Source organism: Actinocrispum wychmicini, from assembly GCF_004345645.1.
Lineage (GTDB): Bacteria > Actinomycetota > Actinomycetes > Mycobacteriales > Pseudonocardiaceae > Kibdelosporangium > Kibdelosporangium wychmicini.
The window spans coordinates 398,952-416,935 of sequence record NZ_SLWS01000007.1 but is presented as its reverse complement, the minus strand read 5'-3'; the positions used below and the strand labels follow the sequence as shown (position 1 = coordinate 416,935).

The window sequence follows — 17,984 nt, the reverse complement described above, 5'->3', positions numbered from 1 at the left end:
GTACTCCTTACCCTCACCTGCGATGGGTCAGCGGTGGAGCCGGGTCAGCCCTTCACCCCGGTGAAGCCGATGCCGCGGACGATCTGGCGCTGGAAGATCAGGAAGATCAGCAGCGGCGGCAGCAGTGCGATGAACAGTCCTGCGATCAGCAGCGCCTGGTCGGAGGACGCGGCCAGGCGCGGCAGGGCCACCGACAGCGGCTGCGACTGCTGGTCGGTGATCGCCACCAGCGGCCACAGGAAGTCCTTCCAGGACGCCATCACCGCCAGCAGCGAGATCACCGCGATGATCGGCTTCGACATCGGCAGCACGATCCGCCGGAACAGCACCCACGACCCGGCGCCGTCGACCCGGGCCGCCTCCAGCAGCTCGCGCGGAATGGTGTCGAAGAACTGCTTGGCGATCAGCACGTTGAACGCCTGCGCCCCGGCGGGCAGCCAGACCGCGAACGGTGTGTTGGCGATCGAGACGTGCAATCCGGGCAGGTCAAGGATCACCAGGTAGAGGGCTACCAGTGCGACTGTGCCCGGGACGAACAGCGTGGCCAGGATCGCGCCGTACAGGTATCGGCCGTACCGTGGTTGGAGAATCGAAAGCGCGTAGCCCGCGGTCAGCGCGACCACCACCTGACACAGCCAGGAACCGGCCACCAGCACCACCGTGTTGGCCAGATAGTGCCCGATCTGCAGGTCGGTCCACGCCTTGGTGAGGTTGTCCCAGTGCGTCGGCTGGGGCCAGATCGCGAGCGGATTCGACAGCAGCTCCTGGGTGTCGGACACCGAACCCTTGAACACCCAGTACAGCGGTCCCGCCCCGGCAAGCGCCACGGCCAGCACGATCACCACCTGAGCTGTGCCGAAAGTGATCCGCACCGACGACCGGCGCCGGTCGAACGACGACACCACGCCCCGGTTCATCGGCTGCTCCACCGGCGCGTCAGCCTCAGGTACGTCGCCGACAGCAGGCCGAGGGTGATGACCAGCAGTACGCTCAGCGCGGCAGCCGCTCCGTAGTCGCCGTACACGAACGCGTACCGGTACAGCAGCAGGAGCACTGTGACGGTCGCGTCGTCCGGTCCGCCGTCGGTCATCACGAACGGCTCGGTGAAGACCTGGAACGTGCCGATCACCTGCAGCAGCAGGATCAGCAGCAGGATGCCGCGCAACTGCGGCAGCGTCACATGCCAGAGCCGGCGCCAGATCGAGGCTCCGTCGATCTCGGCGGCGTCGTACAGCTCCCTGGACACACCGGCGAGCGCCGCGAGATAGATCAGCACCGTACTGCCCGCGGTCGCCCAGGTTGCCTCAAGCACCAGGCTCGGCATCGCGGTGCCCGCCGACTGCAACCAGCTGAGCGGGGCGACCCCGACCAGTCCGGCCAGCTTGTTGAACAGGCCGAAGTCCGGGTCGTAGAACCACTTCCACAGCAGCACGGCCACCACCGGCGGCATCGCCACCGGCAGGTAGACCAGCACCCGCATCAGGCCGCCGAGGCGGCGCAGCTCCGACATCATGACGGCGAGCACCAGCGGCACCGGGAAGCCGATCACCAGCGCCAGGATGGTGAACCACAGCGTGTTCCCGGCCGCCTTGGCCAGCAGCGGGTCGGCGAACAGGGTGCGGAAGTTGTCCCAGCCGACCCACCGCGCCGGATCGATCAGGTTGGTCCGCTGGAACGCGAGCACGACGCTGGAGATCATCGGCCACCACGCGAAGTACCCGAACGTCAGCAGCGCCGGCGCGAGGAAGGCCAGCGCGGCCCAGCCGCCCCGACCGCCGCGCCGGCCGAGGCGGCGACGGCCGGGTGCCGCTGGAGCTTTCGCGGGCACCGCGACCGCTGCCGTGGCCGTCACTGCTGCTTCTGCTTCAGGATCGCGTTCACCCGGTCACTTGCTTCGCTCAGCAGGGCATGGACATCGGCGTCTGGCTTGGTCAGCACCGCTTGCACCGTCGCGTCGAGCACGCCGTACAACTCCTGGGCGGCGACGGCGGGCTCGGGCCCGTAGCGCAGGTTCTTCGTCCCTTCCAGGAAGGGCTTGAAGTTCTTCGTCGGCACGTTGACGTAGGACGCGATGGCGGCGTTGACCTTGTCCTGGGTGTCCTGAGTGAACAGTGGCAGCACCGGAACGCCGACCGGGAGGTTGTCGGCGGCCCGGCTCTTGTTGTACTCGACCGCGGCGGCGGGATCGGAGATCACCTTCAGGTAGATGTAGTCGATCCACTTCACCGCCGCCGCACGCTGTTGCGGCGTCGCCTTCGCGCTGATCATGTCGATGGTCCCGCCGACGAGCGTCGTGTTGCCGCCGCCCTGGGGCAGTGCGGCCATGCCGAACTTCGCCGGGTCGCCGCCGAAGTTCTGGACGTAGGCGGCGTAGTAGTCAGGCGCGTTGATCTGCATTGCCACCTTGGCGGCGGCGTAGTCCTTGTTCATGTCGTCCTGGCTGCGCAGCTGCTGGGTGCCCATCGAGTCGTCGGTCCAGCGCATCTGCTTGAGCAGGTTCAGGACCTGCTCGGCCGGCCCGTCGGCGAAGGACGCGACCGCCTGGCCCGCCTCGACCCGCTCCATGGTGCCGCCGTAGGAGTACGTCTGGGCGGTGAGGTGCCAGCCACCGGCGTTCTTGGTGGTCATCGCGCCGAAGCCGATCGCGCCGGTGCGGTCCTTGATCTGCTTGGCGGCGGCGCGCAGTCCGTCCCATGTGGTCGGTGGCCGGTCCGGGTCGAGGCCCGCCTTGGTGAACAGTTCGCGGTTGTAGACGACGCCGAGGGCGTACATGTTCTCCGGAACGCCGTAGACCTTGCCGTCCTTCGTCACCGGCTCAAGCACCTTGGGGTCGAACGACGCCCAGCTCGGCAGTGCCTTGGCCTCGGTGGTGATGTCGGCGACCTGCGTGCGGGCGATCAGCGCGGCGGGCTCGGTCAGCGGTACCCGGATCACGGTCTCGACGTTCCCGCCCGCCAGCCGCGCGGCGAAGCTGCGTGCGTCCCAGGTCGCGTCCGACGGCTTGATCTTGATGCCGGGGTTCGCGGCCTCGAACGCGGCGACCTTGTCGTCGAACCACTTTCGTCCGGCCACGTCGGCCACCAAAGGCCGCCCCATCACGGTGATCTCGACCGTCCCGGCCGTCTGCCCGGGGTCGGCGGTGCCGCATGCCACGGCCGCGGTGATCAGGGGGATAGCGAGGCAGAGGGCCAGCGAGTGTCTCATGGGGACTCCCGGATCTGGATGGAGGGTGATCAGGACCGTAGGCTTAGCGCGTTAACATGTCAACTCGAAGGCCTGATTCGTTTACTTTCGGCGGAACGACTTGCTACGTTGACGCACTAGAAACCAAGGGGAGTAGCCATGCGACTAGCGCTGGGGCACATCGACGAGTTCGACGAGCGGGTGGCGCGGTTCGCCCAGCAGCTCGGACTGCGCAGCGTCCAGTTCCACGCGCCGGCCAACCTGCCCGGCACCGACGGCTACTGGACCGTCGACGAGTTGGTGGCGCTGCGGACCCAGTGCGACGAGTACGGGCTGCGGGTGGAAGGCCTGGAGAACGTGCCGGCACACCACTGGGACAGCGTGGTGCGCGGCGAGCCAGGCCGCGACGAGCAACTGGACAACTACTGCCGCACGATCCGTGGCATGGCCGAGGCCGGCATTTTCGTTCTCGGCCACCACTTCATGGCCACCTACGTCTGGCGCACCGAACTGACCGCACCCGGTCGTGGCGGCGCGCTGGTCACCCGGTTCGACCTGGCCGACGCGGAACGCGGCAACGCGCTGGCGGCCTACAAGCTGGTCCCGCCCAGGCCCCTCGCCGAGCCGATCACCGCCGAGCAGATGTGGGCGAACTACGCCACCTTCCTTGAGGCCGTGCTGCCGGTCGCCGAGCAGGCCGGTGTGCGGCTCGTCCTGCATCCCGACGACCCGCCGGTGGACGTCCCGCTCGGCGGTGCGGCACGGATCTTCACCAGCCCGGCGGCGCTCGCCCGCGCCGCCGAGCTCGCCGGCGACAGCCCCGCCTGGGGACTCAACCTGTGTCTGGGCACCGTGTCGGAGATGACCGGTGGCCAGGCGGCGGTCGAGGAGGTGATCGACCATTTCGGCCCGCGGATCGCCAGCGTGCACTTCCGGGACGTGCGGGGCACCGTGCCGAACTTCCAGGAAGCGTTTCTCGGCGAAGGAAACTTCCGGCCCGCAGCAGTGCTGCGCCGACTGGCCGACGTCGGCTTCGACGGGTTCGTCATCGACGACCACGTGCCGGTGCTCGACGGCGACGCGGGGCCGTGGACCGGGACGGACCCGGACACCTACTGCAGCCGTGGCCGCGCGCACGCCATCGGATACCTCCAGGGCCTCTTCGAGGCGTTGAACCTCACCGACCGGTAATCCTCGCGTTGTCAGCCGGAGACTCGGCGCGAGGCGCGGTGCCGGCGGATCGGGCTGTCGTCCTCCTCGGCGAAGTAGTCCGGAAACCGCACCGCGAATCCGTCGAGATGGTCCAGCACCCGGCGCAGGTGCTTGGCCATGACCGTGTCCGCCTCGGCCGGTCTTCCCCGCACGACGGCGTCAACGATCGCCACGTGCTGGCTGAGCAGGTCGTCGAGCACCGCGGGTTCGGGCAGGCTCAGCATCCGGACCCGGTCCATGTGCACCTTGACCGACTGCACGACAGCCCAGGTGCGAGGATGCCCGGCGACCTCCAGCAGTGTCCTGTGTAGATCCTCGTCCAAGCGGAACCAACGGCGCAGGTCGCCCACTGCGGCGGCCTCTCGTTGTTCGGCCAACAGCCGCTGCAGTCCCAAGTGGTCCGCCTCGGTGGCTCGGCGGACCGCATGCCGCAGCGACGCCCGTTCGAGAGCCTCACGGACGAACTGCGCTTCCCGGACCTCCCGGACGTCGATCCGTGCCACGAATGTGCCCAGCTGCGGCACGATCTCCACCAGTCCCTCGTCGGCGAGCCGGATGAGTGCCGACCGGATCGGGGTTCTGCTGACACCGTAACGGGTGGCCAGCTCGTTCTCCGACAGTGCCCGGCCGGGGGCGAGCTCCAGCGAGATGATCGCCGCACGGAGAATGTCGAACACCTGGCTGCTGACCGTGCCAGCGCGTCCACCTGTTCTCACCGTGTCGCCTCGAAAACGCGGGCCGACAGCGCGAAACCGCGCCGCTCGTCCGGATTGACGGTCAGCGCGGTGCCGTTGTGGACGGCCGTGGTCAGGCCGTCGGTCGGATAACTCGAAAAGGGTTCGAGTCCGATGTTGTAGTGCCTGCCGTACCAGGGATACCCGGTGGTGGCGCCGAACTCCTGCCAGAACCAGAGATACGGCATGGTGTCCGCGTCCCACTCGATCCGGATGCCCGGCCCGTCGCCCGCCGGCAGGACCTCGTACCAGCCTTCGGTGAACCCGGTCAGGTAGACGAGATCGCTGTCGGTCCCCGGGTCCGGCAGCACGGAGAGGTCGATCCGGTGACCGTCCGGACCGGTGAGTACCGGCCAGGTCCCGATGTCGGGGGCCACTCGCCGACGTGGTGGGTGCAGGGCGGTCGGGTGGGGGATGACGCGTACGCCCTCGGGGAGCCGGATCCGGCAGCCGGGGTGCAGGAACGGCGGCCCGAACGTGATGTGCTGGCCCCACATGGCCGGCACCGCGACCTTCGACTCGTTCGTCAGCGTGGACGTGACCCGAAGTTCGGGCTCACCACGACGAAGCCGCATCGTCCGATCCAGCCGCAACGGTGTTCGCGTCGAGCGCACGGACAGCTGTACCGCGACCTCGTCCTGCGTGTCGGCCAGGACGTCGTAGGTCCACGGTTGTGTCGCCACGTCGCCGTGCTGGTCGAACGCCGCGCCCGCGAACACTGCCGGCGCACCGCCGTTCGGCAGCACCTCCTGCCACCCGCCGAGGTAACCGTCCATGAAGGACAGTCCCGCCCCCTGCCGGGACACGCGCCGCGCCGCGTTCGCACAGTCGGCCGTCAGCCAGGCGAAGTCCGTGTCCGACGGCTTGTGCAGCAGTTCGACCAGGTCACCTCCCTTGCCGTCGAGCACGGTGACCCGGAGGGTCTCAGTCTCCAAGGTCAGTGCGGGGATGCCGAAGAACCCGCTGGGCCGCAGCCGGGCTCCCCAGTTCCTGGATTGAGCTTCCATACTAGTATCCTAGTGTACATCCAGGTAGGGTGATCACCCATGGCGCTGAGGGTTCTTGTCACGGGAGGTGCCCAGGGAATCGGGCTGGCGATTGCGGAACACCTGGCATCCCAGGGTGATGACGTGGCGGTACTGGACCGGCTCGACGTCGAAATCGAAGGGCTGCGGTCGTTCACCGCCGATCTGGGTGATCGTGACAACGTCGAACACGCGGTGGCCGAGGCCATCCACGCGCTCGGCGGCCTCGACGTCCTGGTGAACAACGTCGGCATCGGCGCGGTGGGTGGCGTGGCGGACAACGACGACGACGAATGGCACAAAGTCCTCGACGTGAACGTCGTCGGGGCGGTTCGGGTGATCAGGGCGGCCCTGCCCGCGTTGCGCCTGTCGCCGAGCGCCTCGATCGTCAACGTCTGCTCGGTCGCCGCGACTGTCGGCCTGCCGCAACGGGTTCTCTACTCGGCCAGCAAGGGCGCGGTGCTCGCGATGACCCGGGCGATGGCCGTCGACCTGCTGCCGGACGGTATCCGGGTCAATGCCGTCAATCCCGGAACCACCGACACTCCATGGGTGCAACGGCTCCTGTTCGACTCGGACGACCCGGCCGCGCGACTGGCCGCGCTCGTCGCCCGTCAACCGCACGGCAGGCTGGTCTCCCCGCATGAAGTGGCTGCGGCGGTGGGATATCTGGCGTCACCGGCCGCGGGTTCCACCACGGGTGCGGAGTTGACCGTCGACGGCGGGCTGCACAGCCTCCGGCCGAACTCCGCACCCGTTGCTCCGCTCAGGCGCGAAGATCCAGGCGAAGGTTGACCAGTCCGTTGGCGGGCAGATCGACGACGAACCGCCCGTCCGGACCGGTCGGCACCGGCGCCAGCCGCCGCTCGTCGGTCGTGCACCGCTCGATCGACGTCACGCCGGGTGGTGGGTCGAGGCGCAGGTCGGTGTGCTGACCCGAGAGGTCCTGGAGCCGCAGGATCAGGGCGGTCCCGGTGCGTGCGCGGTGGACAGTACCCGCGACCCCGGCCGGCAGTCGCAGCGGAAAGAGCGACGCCGCGGGTTCGGTCAAGGTGCCGCGGCCGGTCCGGAACTTGTCGTTCGGGATCACCTCGGCCGCGACGAGCGGGGTACGGACCTCGCGCCCGAACCGGGCGGCGGCGGCCGGATCCCAGTCCGCCCGGTACTCGAACGAGTAGTGCAGGGTCAGCGCGCCGTCCTGGCTGGCCGGGGTGTTGGTGAACCAGTAGTTGTTCATCGCCCACGACAGCAGCGCGCTGTCCGGTTGGAACGACGTCGGCCATCGGCCGGAGACCACCTCGCCGACCGTGAAGAGGGGAGTGTCCGGTGTGGACCACAGCACCGTGCCCTCGGTACCCGTCACCGCGACCACGTTCGACGCGGTGAACCACTCGTTACAGGCGCCCGGCGTGTGGTCGACGGCCGGGTCGACCCACCCGAGATGCCGGTCGAACCGCACCACCGGATCGGTGAGGGCGAACAGGAACGCGACGTACACCGACTCCTTGGCCAGCACGCGCTGTTTGCTCAGGAAGATCTCGACATCGACCCGGTCCGAGTCGTCGTACAGCCGCAGTTCCCAACGCACGAGCGGGATGCTCGGCGCGTGCCCGCTCGACCGGATCACCCATCCGCCGGGCGTACGGGCCAGTTCGGCGGGCCCGAGCGACGCGGGCACAATGGACAGCTGTGGGGGCGGCAGCGGCACTTTGGCGTCGAACAGGCTGGTCCGGTTGTGCGGGTCGAGGCCACGATCGTCCTCGCCACCGCCGCCGGTGACGTACAACAGCTCACCGAGCGCCCACCCGCGCGCGTCGCGCTCCGCGTCAACCAGGCGGACCCCGCTCGACCGATGCGTCAGCCGTGTCACGCGGCTGGTCGCCGGGTCGAGTTCCAGCTCCCACCGCGCTGCCGTCAGCGTCGACGGCGCGGGTGTCACCGACGGGGCCGTGCGGTGCGTCCGGGGCCGGATCGGCAGCACCCGGTAGCCGAAGGCGGGCACCTCGGGGACGGTGACGCGGAGCCGGTCGAGGCCGTCGACCGGCTCGCGCTCGGCGGGCAACTCGTGGCCGTCCTCGTCGGTCACCATCCGGTCGGGCGGAATCTCGGCGGTCACCACGCCGGGCCGGGCCCAGCTGGCGGAGTTGTAGACCACCAGGCCCGGACCGGGCATGCTGATCCGCTCGGCGAGCCGGCTCACCCCCCGGCGGGCCTCGTCGGTCGCGAGCCGGGCGGCGGACTCCACGTGGTGCCGCTTCCAGGCCAGTTGGTCGATCGCCTGCTGGGAATGCGGATGCTTTGAGGCGTGCGTGGAGGTCCAGGTGTGTTCACACCCGATCAGCAGGTGCGCCCACGCGTCGTCGAGCGCGTCGCGAGCCGACGGTGTCGCGTCGGTGGCGACGAGCGCGTGCAGCGACTCCACCGCGGGCAGGAGCGATTGGGCCGCGCGGTAGGTCGCGACGATGACGGCCGCGGTGCCGGCGCCGTCCTCCCAGTAGCTGCCGCCGTCCCCTTTCCAGCGCGGCAGCCGGTGGGCCAGCGGCGCCACGGTCTCGAAGTAGTCGGCGGGCGTGCTCCAGCGCAGCCGTGGCCACTCGTACAGCTCGTTCCACCGCCTGACGAACGTCGCCTCGCCGTCGTCCAGGTCCTCGTTGTCCGAATGCATGCCCACGATCGGGAGATCGGTCGGCAGGTAGTCGGGCCGGTCGTAGAACGACAGGTAGTGCGGCAACGTAGAGGCCAGTGACACGGTCGTCGGCGGGTCGGTGGCGAGGAACCGCAGCTGGTTGTAGCTGTCGGCGAAGTAGGTCAGCAACTCGGCGCCATCCGGCCCTTCCCACACGCACGGCGACTGCCGGTGCGCCAGGTCGCTGTCGGCGTTGCCGCCGCGGGTGTGGTTCTGCACGCCCATGAAGGCTTCGATGCCGGCGGCCCGCAACAGGCTCGGCATCGCATGGCTGTACGACGGGACGTCAGTCAGGTTGGCGTACGTGACCGGCAGGTCGTACTCCTCGGCCAGGCGTGCCGAGAGGTATGTGGCCCGGCAACATTCCTCCAGGCTGGCCAGCCCCGTCAGGAACAGCGCGTAGTACGCGTTCAGGCTTAGCGTGCCACTCCGCACGGCGTCCAGCACACGGTTCGCCGCGGCGGGGCCACGGCTGCGCAGGTACTGATCGAGGATCATGCTGCCGTCCACCATGAACCGGTAGTCCGGCGTGCCGCGCAGGATCTCCAGCGCCCGGTCCAGGTTGCGCGAATGCAGCTCCACGACCTTGCCCTGGTAGTCGGTGTAGCCGAGGTCGAGGTGCACGTGCGGGATCAGGTGCAGGGTCCACTTCCGGCACGGTGTCAGCTGGTGCACGCTGAGCGTGCTGCCTGCCGGCCCGACGACCTCGACCGGGAGCAACCGCTGACCGGTGAACTCGGCGACCGTGATCCGCACCCGGTGTTGACCGAAGGTCCGGTCCGACTCGACGGCGTACCGGCGTCCGTCGGCCACCACCGCCGACGGCCGCTGCCCGGCCGGGAAGGTCACGTACACGTCCACCAGTTCGTGCAGTCCGCCCGGTTCCCTGCGGTAGAACGGCAACGGCCGCACGTGCACCTCGGGGGAGTCCGGTTCGGCCACGCCCGCGACCAGTTCGACGAAGACCCAGCACAGCTGGCTGCCGAACAGGTGCTCGAACTGCTCCCGATGCCGCCCCGCCTCGTCACCGGGACCGGCCACGGCCGTGGTCGTGAACGTGAGCTCGTTGCCGCCCGCCACCACCGAACCCGGCGGCAGCGAGATCTCCAGCACGCCTTCGCCGCCGTTGAGCGACATCGGGTTCACCCGGCTGCGGTCGTTGACGACCAGTTCGGGGAACACCAGTCCGGTCCGGCCGTTGACAGTCACCCGCAGTTGCGGACACGGCCCGTGCTCGGACTGCACACCCAGCCGGAGCAGATAGCCGTCCGGATCCGGCTCGTCCACTGTGAACCGCACCGTCGTGGTGTGCTCCCGCCAGCCCCCGTGGGCGTCCAGCGGCCCCGGCTGGCGCGCGGGCCAGTCCCGCGCCGGCGCGGATTCACCCACGACAAAGACCCAGTCCTCGTCCCGGACCAGTTCCGCGGCGAACTGGTCCGGGCCCTGCAAGGGGTCACCGATCCGCCACACCGGCGGACCGCCCGCCGAGGTGTGCTTCGCTGGGTCGGTCATCGCTTCTCCTCGACTACGGCGTGCTCGATCGCGGTCAGATGCCAACGGCCCAGGTTGGCGGCGAACAGGGTGGTGCCCCGAAAGGCGATGTTGGTGGGGTGACACAACAGGTGGGCGGTCGGGTCCGCGAGCACGGTGGCGACGGTCCCGTCGGGCTGGACCCGCAGGATCTGGCTGGGCTCGTAGCAGGCGATGTACAGCAGTCCGTCCGGTCCGAACGCGAGCCCGTCCGGTACGCATCCCGGCAGGGTCACGACTGTCTCGCGCGGTCCGGCCGCGCCGTCGGCGCCGACCGGGATCCGGCTGACACCGGGCAGGAACGACTCCGCGACATACAGATAGGCGCCGGACGGGTCGAGGGCGAGCCCGTTCGCGAACGCCAGCGAGTCGCCGTACCAGACAGCGGCCGCACCGGACGGCTCGCGGACGAAGATCGCCGGACCGGGATCGTTCAGCCGACGACTGTCCGAAACGTACATCCGGCCGGCCGGATCGAACACGACGGAGTTCGGGTTGGTGAACCGCCGCCCCTCGGCACCGTCCAGCACCACCTCCGGCGCCTTCCCTGTCGCGACCCGGAACACAGCGCGATGCGCGATATCACACGCGTACAGAGCGCCGTCCGGGCCGAACGCCACACCGAGGATGAACCCGTTGGTGTTCGCCACAACCTCGATGGCGGTGCCTTCGGCGTCGATCCGGTAGATCTGCCCGGCCTCACCGCCACACCACACGCTGCCGTCCGGGTGCACCGCGAGCCCCTCCGGATGATCCAGCCGCGGTTCGCCCAGGGTGCCGTCGATGAAAATGCGCCCCGTGGTCACGGTTCCTCCCGAGCAGGCAGCGCGACCCCGAGCCGGGCCAACAGCCCGCCGTCGACCACGTGGCAAGACCCGGTGATGAAACCCGCCCGTGGCCCGGCCAGGAACGCGACCAGTTCGGCCACCTCCGCCGACGTGGCGACCCGGCCCATCGGATGCATGTGCCCCCAGTCGTCCAGCACGTCGTCCACGGATCGGTTGCCGCGCATCAACTCCGCTGAGTGGCGCAACATCGGCGTGTCCACGGAACCCGGCAGCACCGCGGTCACCCGGATCCCGTCGACCGCGTGATCGACCGCGATCGACCGGGTCAGCGCGGCGATCGCCGCCTTGCTGGTCGCGTACACCGCCACCCGCGACTGGGACTGGACCGCCTGCACCGAGGACACGTTGACGATCGCGCCGCCGCCACGCTCGCGGAGTCTCGGGATGGCCGCCCGGCACACCGTGAACACGCTCCGCAGGTTGACCGCGAGCACCCGGTCCCATTCGGCGTCGGAGGTCTGCTCGACGGTTCCGTAGGCCTGGATCCCCGCGCTGTTCACGACGACGTCGAGCCCGCCGTGGTCCTCGACGGCGGCGTTGACCAGTTCCTCGGCCGTCGCGGTGTGCGAGAGGTCCCCGGTGATGCCCCGAACCGTCAGGCCGTCCCGCCGCAGGTCTTGCTCCGCCTGACGTACTGCCAGTTCCTCATGACCGCCGAACACCACCTGGGCGCCCGCACCGGCCAGCCGCCGTACGACAGCGAGTCCTATCCCCAGCGAACCCCCTGTCACCACAGCCGATCTGCCCTCGAACTCGTTCATGGATCCCCTCGTCCGTTCTCCCTGAAAGTGATCAGGACGGTAGGCGTTAGCGTGTTAACATGTCAATTGAACGTGGTCGGTTGCCGCGACGGCCCACGGAAACTTGCTATGTTGACGCACTGGCCACCGGAAGGGAACGCTCTTGACGACCGAAGAACCGCCGCTGCCCAGGTACCAGCAGGTGAAGCGGGAGCTGCGTGAGGCGATCGCCCGCCGGGAGTACACCCCGGGCCAGCCCTTCATCACCCAGCGGCAGGTCTGTGAGCGCTTCAAGGTGAGCACCACGACCGCTGTGCGGGCGCTGAACGACTTGGTCGCGGAGGGTGTCCTGGTTCGGCAGCAGGGGCGGGGCACCTTCGTCGCGGACCGCCAGGAGACAACGCCGGCGCGGCAGGACGGGACGCGATCCATCGCCTGTGTCATCCACGGGCGTGGTCCGATCAAGGCCGGTGTAGTCAGCGGCGTCGAGTCCGTCTGCGCCGACCTGAGCCTGCAGATGGTGTTGTTCGACAGCAAGGACTCACTGGCCGTGCAGGAGCAGGCGCTGCGACGAGCGCTGGACAGCGGAGTGAGCGGCGTCGTGTTGTATCCCGTGCAGGGCACGACCGAGTCGGCCGCGCTGAGCGAGGTGCGGCGACTGGGCATCCCGCTCGTGATGGTCGACCGGTACCTGGCCCACACCCCGACCGACGCCGTGATCGCCGACCACTTCGCCGTCGGCCACGACCTGACCGATCACCTCATCGGCCTTGGCCACCGTCGGATGGCGATTCTCTGGGACGAGACCGACTGCACCAGCGTTCGGGACCGGCTCAGCGGGCACCTGCAGGCACTGCGCGCCCACGGCATCCCAGAACGTCCCGACTTCACCGTGCTCGCCACCCACCAGCGGCTTGACCGCGTCGAGCGGATCGCCCGGCTGACGGCGATGCTCGACCATCCGGAACCGCCGACAGTGCTGATCTGCTCGGACGGGTACATCGTCGCCACGGCCGCCGCCGACCTGGCCCACCTCGGTGTCGAGGTGCCCGGACAGGTCGAACTGGCCGGGATGGACGACGCCGGGCCCCTGGACATCCTGCCGCTCACCATCGCGGCCGCGGTCGTCCCCGCCGAACAGCTGGGCCGCGAAAGCATGCGCCTGCTCGTCGAACGCATCAACGCGCCCACCGCGACCGAGCCGCAGCGCACAGTCCTGCCGATCACGATCCACACCCGCGACACCGCTGTGGCGTACCTGCAGGTGATGGGTGGCCGGCTCGGGGCGTGAACCGGTTCTCATCGACGGTCCACGACCGTCGGGGACCCGACGAGGGCTTATTTCGTTGACCGGAGATAATGATGACGTTAGGTAGTCATTTCCGGCGTACATGGGCATGACAGGACGCCCCACCCACACCCTTGCCGCCGCTGTGGCCCGCTACATAGACTGCGGATCGCATTACAACGGTCAGCGAAGTAACTTTGGGGTGGTGGCGTCCGTGACGCAGCTTCGGTTCGCTCAGAAGGGCACGAAGGGGCTGCTGCGGGCGCGCAATGACGTCCTGGTTCTGCAGTGCGTCGCCGCTGGTGGTGACCGGTGCTCGCGGACCGATGTGGCCCGGGAGACGGGGCTGCCGCAGGCCACGGTGTCCGAGATCGTCGCCGAGATGATCGAGCGGCGGCTGGTTCGCGAGGCCGGGCGGGAGGCGCAACGGATCGGCAAGCCGCGGGTGTTGCTGGAACTGGACTCCGATCACCACCACTTCGTCGGGGTGCACCTCGGCCGCGGCCGGATCAGGGCCAGCCGCCTCACCCTGACCGGCCACATCGTGGAGAGCACCACTGTCCCGCACATGCTCGGCGACGACACGCTGGCGACCATCGCGACCGCGGTCGGGCGCCTGGCCAAGTCGGGCGACGCTGAGATCAGCGGTGTCGGCGTGGCGGCGCCGGGCATCATCGGCGATGACGGGACGATCCGGGAGGCGGTCAACTACGGCTGGCGGATGATGCCGCTGGGCCAGGAGTTGTCCCGGCGCTGCGGCGGCCTGCCGGTCCACGTGGTCAACGACGCCAACGCGGTGGCGCTGTCCGAGGTAGCGCTGTCCACTGTGGACGTCGACACCGTGGTGGTGCTGTGGATCGGCACCGGCATCGGCGCGGGCATCGTGCTGGACGGTCGGCTCTACCGCGGCGCCGAGTTCCGCAGCGGCGAGATCGGCCACATCGACACCGGCGCGTCACTGCGCTGCCGTTGCGGCCTGATCGGCTGCCTGGAGACCGTCGCCGCGGAGCCCACGATCGTCGGTGCCGCCAGCGAATCCGACATCCAGCAATTCCTCGCCGGCGCCGACGATGCCGACAGCCGGGCGCTGGGCGAACGGATCCGCAGGGCCGCCCAGGCGTTGGCGCGGCTGTTGTCCACCCTGGGCGGAACACTGGATGTCACCGACTTCATTCTCGGCGGCCCGTTCTCCTCCCATCCACTCGCGCCCGCTGTGCTGGGTGCGGTCAACGACGTGCTGGCGGTCCGGGTGATGTCCGGATTCTCGCCGCTCAAGGTGCGGTTCACCACCTTGGGCGCGCACAGCTTGATCTTCGGAGCCGCCGCGCACGCGATCCGCCAGGAACTCGGCGTGATGATCGCGATGCCCGCGGGCCTGGCCGAAGGCGTCCCGCCCGAGGAGGGGTCGGTCGACAGTGGCGGGTGACGGTCTGGTTCTCGCTTGCGTTCGGCAGGGAAAGGAAAGCGTTGTGCCCCGGCGGTGGCGCGCCACCGGGGGCAGTGCCGGACACCACCAAGGACACACCACCATGATCAGCGCAGACGACTACCGGGCCGCCGTCGCCGGCACCGACCTGCCCGGCCACGCGGTCAAGGAGTTCGTCGACGGCGAGGACTTCGACCTGCTCGGCCACCGTTATCGGCTGCACCTCGTCGACACCCCGGCCGCGGGCATCGCCGCACTGCCCATGATCACGCTGGGCAGCGTCCTGTACGCGCGCAGGCAACGCCCACAGCAGATCCGCCGGGCGGTGATCGGGCTGTACTGCGAGACCGGGCTGGCGTGGGTGCGCCGCGTCGGACGTCCCTACGAACTGGACGGCCAGATCCCGGGCCTCACCTACGCCGTGCGCGATCTCGGCCGATACCGCTGGGGTGTCTACAACGGACACAAACACACCACGACCGTCCACTGGGCCGCGTTCGGCCTGCCACTGCGACTGACTGAATACGTACTCGTGCACGAACAGGCGCACGCCGCCCGTGGCCTCGCGTGGCAGCTCCGCATGGACCGGTGGATGCCGGACTGGCGGCAGCGTCAGACCGAACTCGCCGACGTCGGCCGTCATGCCTGGCTGGGTGACTGGAACGAAGGACCATGAGCAGCGAGGGGAGAGGCAGGGCGTGGACAAACAGCAGCACTTCGAGTTGCTTCGGGACAGCGCGGTCAAGGTCAAGGAACTCCAGGAGCAGCTCCAACACATCCGCAACCGGGAAGCGGAACTGAAAGCCAGGCGGGGCAAGGTGCTCGAAGAGCTCAGGGTGGCTCGCGACGTGCGGGTCAACGCGCTCGAAGAACTCACCGCGGCCCGCGACCTGCGCGTCCAACGGATGACCGCCGCCATCGACGACAACGTCCCGAAAGCGCAGATCGCCCGCGAACTGGGCATGGACCGCACCAATTTGTACAAGCTGCTCAACGACTTCGAGCCCGACACTCAGTGACGGCCGCCGGCGTGCGTGACGCCACCCGCCGATGACCACGCGTGCCAGGTGGACCAGCAGCAACGAGGCAATCTCGCGCTGGATACGGCTGTGAGTGTGGCCTTGGTCGGCTACCAGGCCATTCACACGCCTGACGCGAAAGTCACTCTCCTCATCGCGAGCGGCGTGGTGTTCCTCTTCTGGGCCGGCGTGTACGAGTCGACCCGGCTGACGCTCGAAGAACGGCCCGACGACTGACTCGGTGCCACACCAGCGCGGCGGCACCGCTCAATGTCGTCGACGACCCGCGCGTCGGCACAGGCATGGTCGAGTTCAGGTCCGCGCCGACCAGTTCGACCGGCCGGCCCGCGTCACGCTGACCGGACCGGGAAGGTCCCGGACCCACCTGCCGTTTCAGCGTCACGTCAGGTCCGTTCCAGCGAGCCGCCCACAGTGTGGATCCGGCGGTCCGCTGCCGCGGCGAATCTCCTTCTCCGGTCTGGCAAGGACAAGCCGTCACTTCGTGAGTACAGGGAGCTGATCGATGACGCCGTCACCGCGAAACCGGAGAAAGAGATTCGGGCGGATCGCCGCAGTCGTGGCTGTGGCCGCCGTGGCACTGGCCACGGCACGCGCCGCCTCGGCACAAATCCGTGCCGCCGCACCGGAGTCCCTGCGGGGCTGTGCGCCGGCCACGCCCGGCCATCCCACTTGCACCCTCCTGCGCCGCAGCGGGATCCACGCACCGGGCCGGGCGCTTGCGGCGCCGTCCTCGGCCGGACTGACCCCGGCCGACCTGGCCCTGGCCTACCAGTTCGACACCACCGGCGGCGCGGGCCGGACGGTGGCCATCGTCGACGCCTACGACGATCCGAACGCCGAGTCGGACCTGGCTGTCTACCGCTCGCAGTTCGGCCTTCCGGCGTGCACCACCGCGAACGGCTGCTTCCGGAAGGTGAACCAGAACGGCGCTGCCACGCCGCTCCCTTCTCCCGCGATCAGCAACTGGGGTGCGGAGATCTCACTCGACCTCGACATGGTGTCGGCCGTCTGCCCGAACTGCCACATCCTGTTGGTCGAAGCCGACGCGGCCGACGCCGCCAGCCTGTATGCCGCGGTTGACACGGCAGCGGCCAACGCGTCGTTCGTCTCCAACAGTTGGGGCGGGAACGAGTACGCGGACGAAGTCAACCAGGACTTCCATTTCAACCACCCCGGCACAGTGATCACCTTCAGTACCGGCGACGACGGCAATGGCGGGGGAGTGCAGTATCCGGCGGCGTCGCCGTACGTGGTCGCTGTCGGCGGGACCTCGTTGACCCGCGGCACCGGTGGCTTCACCGAACGGGCGTGGAGTGGGGCGGGTTCGGGCTGTTCGGCCTTTGAACCACAGCCGGGCTGGCAGGTCGGGCCGCCCGACACCCACTGCGCCAAGCGTGCGATCGCGGACGTCGCCGCGGACGCCGATCCGTTCACCGGCGCTTCGGTCTACGACACCTACGACGACACCGGCTGGGACGTGTTCGGCGGCACGAGCCAGGCGTCGCCGATCATCGCCGCGGGGTACGCGCTCGCTGGCGCGCCGGCGTCGAGTGACCCGGCGCCTTTCTTGCTGTACCGGCATTTCATCGGCCGGGGCCCGACCGTGGTCCCGCCCGAGCACGTCCTGACTGACGTCACCACCGGCAACAACGGTGACTGCGGCGCGCCCTCCTGCGACGCTCGCACCGGCTGGGACGGACCGACCGGTGTCGGCACTCCGATCGGTACGGGTGCCTTCGTCAGGCCGTTCGCCTTCGGTGCGATCGTCACCGACAACCAGGCGACGCCAGTCCAGAGCGCGACCAGCCTCACCGTGCGCGGCAGGGACGGCACCCTGCCGTACACCTGGGCCGCTACCGGACTTCCGCCCGGCCTGTCGATTGCCGCAGCCTCTGGGGTGATCTCCGGGACGCCGACCACCCCAGGCGGGTTCACCGTGACCGTCACCGGCCACGACGCCACCACGAGCCCGGCCGGCAGCTACACCTTCGGCTGGGTGATCAACCCGCCGACCCAGGCCACGGTCCCGAACGTGATCGACGACGGCCCGAACCAGGCGTTCAGTGCCATCGCCGCCGCGGGCCTGGTCGTCGGCTCCCAGGGCCAGGTCGTGGACTGCAACCACATCAAGGCGGTCGCGAGCCAGAGCCCGGCCCCTGGGACACAGGTGGCTCCTGGGTCCAGCGTGAACCTCCTGTTCGGGATCCCGCCCAAGAAGACCGGATGCCCGTGACAGTTCGGGGGGACAGTCATCGTCCACATCGGACTTGGC

Annotated in this window: 16 protein-coding genes; 8 read left to right on the top strand and 8 right to left on the bottom strand. The window is 69.2% G+C overall.

The features are described from left to right. Positions 1 to 44: 44 nt before the first annotated feature. From EV192_RS31960 to EV192_RS31950, 3 genes are read right to left on the bottom strand one after another with little or no spacing between them, the layout of a single operon-like run. Positions 45 to 917 (bottom strand): carbohydrate ABC transporter permease, encoded by an 873-nt coding sequence (locus EV192_RS31960; RefSeq protein WP_165960724.1) that lies wholly within the window; start codon positions 915 to 917, stop codon positions 45 to 47. Further along, positions 914 to 1,852 (bottom strand): carbohydrate ABC transporter permease, encoded by a 939-nt coding sequence (locus tag EV192_RS31955; RefSeq protein ID WP_243727209.1) that lies wholly within the window; start codon positions 1,850 to 1,852, stop codon positions 914 to 916. The genes EV192_RS31960 and EV192_RS31955 overlap by 4 nt, the downstream gene beginning before the upstream one ends. Next, positions 1,849 to 3,204 (bottom strand): ABC transporter substrate-binding protein, encoded by a 1,356-nt coding sequence (locus EV192_RS31950; protein WP_132122061.1) that lies wholly within the window; start codon positions 3,202 to 3,204, stop codon positions 1,849 to 1,851. Before EV192_RS31950 ends, EV192_RS31955 begins: the two co-directional genes overlap by 4 nt. A gap of 138 nt (positions 3,205 to 3,342) precedes the next feature. Here EV192_RS31950 and EV192_RS31945 point away from each other — a divergent pair, with 138 nt between their 5' ends. Then, entirely contained in the window at positions 3,343 to 4,374 is a 1,032-nt protein-coding gene (locus EV192_RS31945; RefSeq protein ID WP_132122059.1) for a mannonate dehydratase, read from the top strand. 11 nt (positions 4,375 to 4,385) lie between these two features. Here the strand turns inward: EV192_RS31945 and EV192_RS31940 are convergent, their stop codons facing one another. Both EV192_RS31940 and EV192_RS31935 read right to left on the bottom strand, forming a co-directional pair. After that, positions 4,386 to 5,111: a GntR family transcriptional regulator gene (locus EV192_RS31940; RefSeq protein WP_132122057.1), complete on the bottom strand. Its 726-nt coding sequence runs from the start codon at positions 5,109 to 5,111 to the stop codon at positions 4,386 to 4,388. Further along, positions 5,108 to 6,136: a DUF4432 family protein gene (locus EV192_RS31935; RefSeq protein ID WP_132122055.1), complete on the bottom strand. Its 1,029-nt coding sequence runs from the start codon at positions 6,134 to 6,136 to the stop codon at positions 5,108 to 5,110. Before EV192_RS31935 ends, EV192_RS31940 begins: the two co-directional genes overlap by 4 nt. A 39-nt stretch (positions 6,137 to 6,175) precedes the next feature. Between EV192_RS31935 and EV192_RS31930 the strand changes: the two genes are divergently transcribed. Further along, a complete protein-coding gene (locus tag EV192_RS31930) occupies positions 6,176 to 6,949 on the top strand; it encodes an SDR family NAD(P)-dependent oxidoreductase (protein ID WP_132122053.1) in 774 nt (257 codons plus the stop codon). On the opposite strand, the gene EV192_RS31925 is transcribed toward EV192_RS31930, so the two are convergent. Genes EV192_RS31925 through EV192_RS31915 form a run of 3 tightly spaced genes read right to left on the bottom strand, consistent with a single transcriptional unit; the run spans position 6,921 to position 11,979 of the window. After that, entirely contained in the window at positions 6,921 to 10,352 is a 3,432-nt protein-coding gene (locus tag EV192_RS31925; protein WP_132122051.1) for a glycoside hydrolase family 38 N-terminal domain-containing protein, read from the bottom strand. The genes EV192_RS31930 and EV192_RS31925 overlap by 29 nt on opposite strands. Then, positions 10,349 to 11,176, bottom strand: coding sequence for an SMP-30/gluconolactonase/LRE family protein (locus EV192_RS31920; RefSeq protein ID WP_165960723.1), 828 nt, complete (start codon positions 11,174 to 11,176; stop codon positions 10,349 to 10,351). Before EV192_RS31920 ends, EV192_RS31925 begins: the two co-directional genes overlap by 4 nt. Next, a complete protein-coding gene (locus EV192_RS31915) occupies positions 11,173 to 11,979 on the bottom strand; it encodes an SDR family NAD(P)-dependent oxidoreductase (RefSeq protein ID WP_132122047.1) in 807 nt (268 codons plus the stop codon). The genes EV192_RS31920 and EV192_RS31915 overlap by 4 nt, the downstream gene beginning before the upstream one ends. 142 nt (positions 11,980 to 12,121) lie before the next feature. Here EV192_RS31915 and EV192_RS31910 point away from each other — a divergent pair, with 142 nt between their 5' ends. The 6 genes from EV192_RS31910 to EV192_RS31885 all read left to right on the top strand — a co-directional run bounded on the left by EV192_RS31910 (position 12,122) and on the right by EV192_RS31885 (position 17,945). Next, a complete protein-coding gene (locus EV192_RS31910) occupies positions 12,122 to 13,249 on the top strand; it encodes a LacI family DNA-binding transcriptional regulator (protein WP_132122045.1) in 1,128 nt (375 codons plus the stop codon). Between the two features lie 211 nt (positions 13,250 to 13,460). Continuing rightward, positions 13,461 to 14,672, top strand: a complete 1,212-nt coding sequence (locus EV192_RS31905) for an ROK family transcriptional regulator (protein ID WP_165960722.1) — start codon at positions 13,461 to 13,463, stop codon at positions 14,670 to 14,672. Between the two features lie 103 nt (positions 14,673 to 14,775). After that, positions 14,776 to 15,348: a YgjP-like metallopeptidase domain-containing protein gene (locus EV192_RS31900; RefSeq protein WP_132122040.1), complete on the top strand. Its 573-nt coding sequence runs from the start codon at positions 14,776 to 14,778 to the stop codon at positions 15,346 to 15,348. A gap of 22 nt (positions 15,349 to 15,370) precedes the next feature. After that, on the top strand, positions 15,371 to 15,691 hold the full coding sequence (locus EV192_RS31895; RefSeq protein WP_132122038.1) for a hypothetical protein: 321 nt from the start codon (positions 15,371 to 15,373) through the stop codon (positions 15,689 to 15,691). A gap of 48 nt (positions 15,692 to 15,739) precedes the next feature. Next, positions 15,740 to 15,928 (top strand): hypothetical protein, encoded by a 189-nt coding sequence (locus EV192_RS31890; RefSeq protein ID WP_132122036.1) that lies wholly within the window; start codon positions 15,740 to 15,742, stop codon positions 15,926 to 15,928. 286 nt (positions 15,929 to 16,214) lie between these two features. Next, positions 16,215 to 17,945 carry a putative Ig domain-containing protein gene (locus EV192_RS31885; protein WP_132122034.1) on the top strand — a complete coding sequence of 577 codons (1,731 nt, stop codon included), beginning with the start codon at positions 16,215 to 16,217 and terminating at the stop codon, positions 17,943 to 17,945. The last annotated feature ends 39 nt before the right edge of the window (positions 17,946 to 17,984 follow it).

Coding starts and splice junctions, on each gene's coding strand:
- EV192_RS31935 (WP_132122055.1), bottom strand. CDS start 6,136: ATGGAAGCTCAATCCAGGAACTGGGGAGCCCGGCTGCGGCCCAGCGGG.
- EV192_RS31960 (WP_165960724.1), bottom strand. CDS start 917: ATGAACCGGGGCGTGGTGTCGTCGTTCGACCGGCGCCGGTCGTCGGTG.
- EV192_RS31900 (WP_132122040.1), top strand. CDS start 14,776: ATGATCAGCGCAGACGACTACCGGGCCGCCGTCGCCGGCACCGACCTG.
- EV192_RS31885 (WP_132122034.1), top strand. CDS start 16,215: ATGACGCCGTCACCGCGAAACCGGAGAAAGAGATTCGGGCGGATCGCC.
- EV192_RS31925 (WP_132122051.1), bottom strand. CDS start 10,352: ATGACCGACCCAGCGAAGCACACCTCGGCGGGCGGTCCGCCGGTGTGG.
- EV192_RS31915 (WP_132122047.1), bottom strand. CDS start 11,979: ATGAACGAGTTCGAGGGCAGATCGGCTGTGGTGACAGGGGGTTCGCTG.
- EV192_RS31930 (WP_132122053.1), top strand. CDS start 6,176: ATGGCGCTGAGGGTTCTTGTCACGGGAGGTGCCCAGGGAATCGGGCTG.
- EV192_RS31950 (WP_132122061.1), bottom strand. CDS start 3,204: ATGAGACACTCGCTGGCCCTCTGCCTCGCTATCCCCCTGATCACCGCG.
- EV192_RS31945 (WP_132122059.1), top strand. CDS start 3,343: ATGCGACTAGCGCTGGGGCACATCGACGAGTTCGACGAGCGGGTGGCG.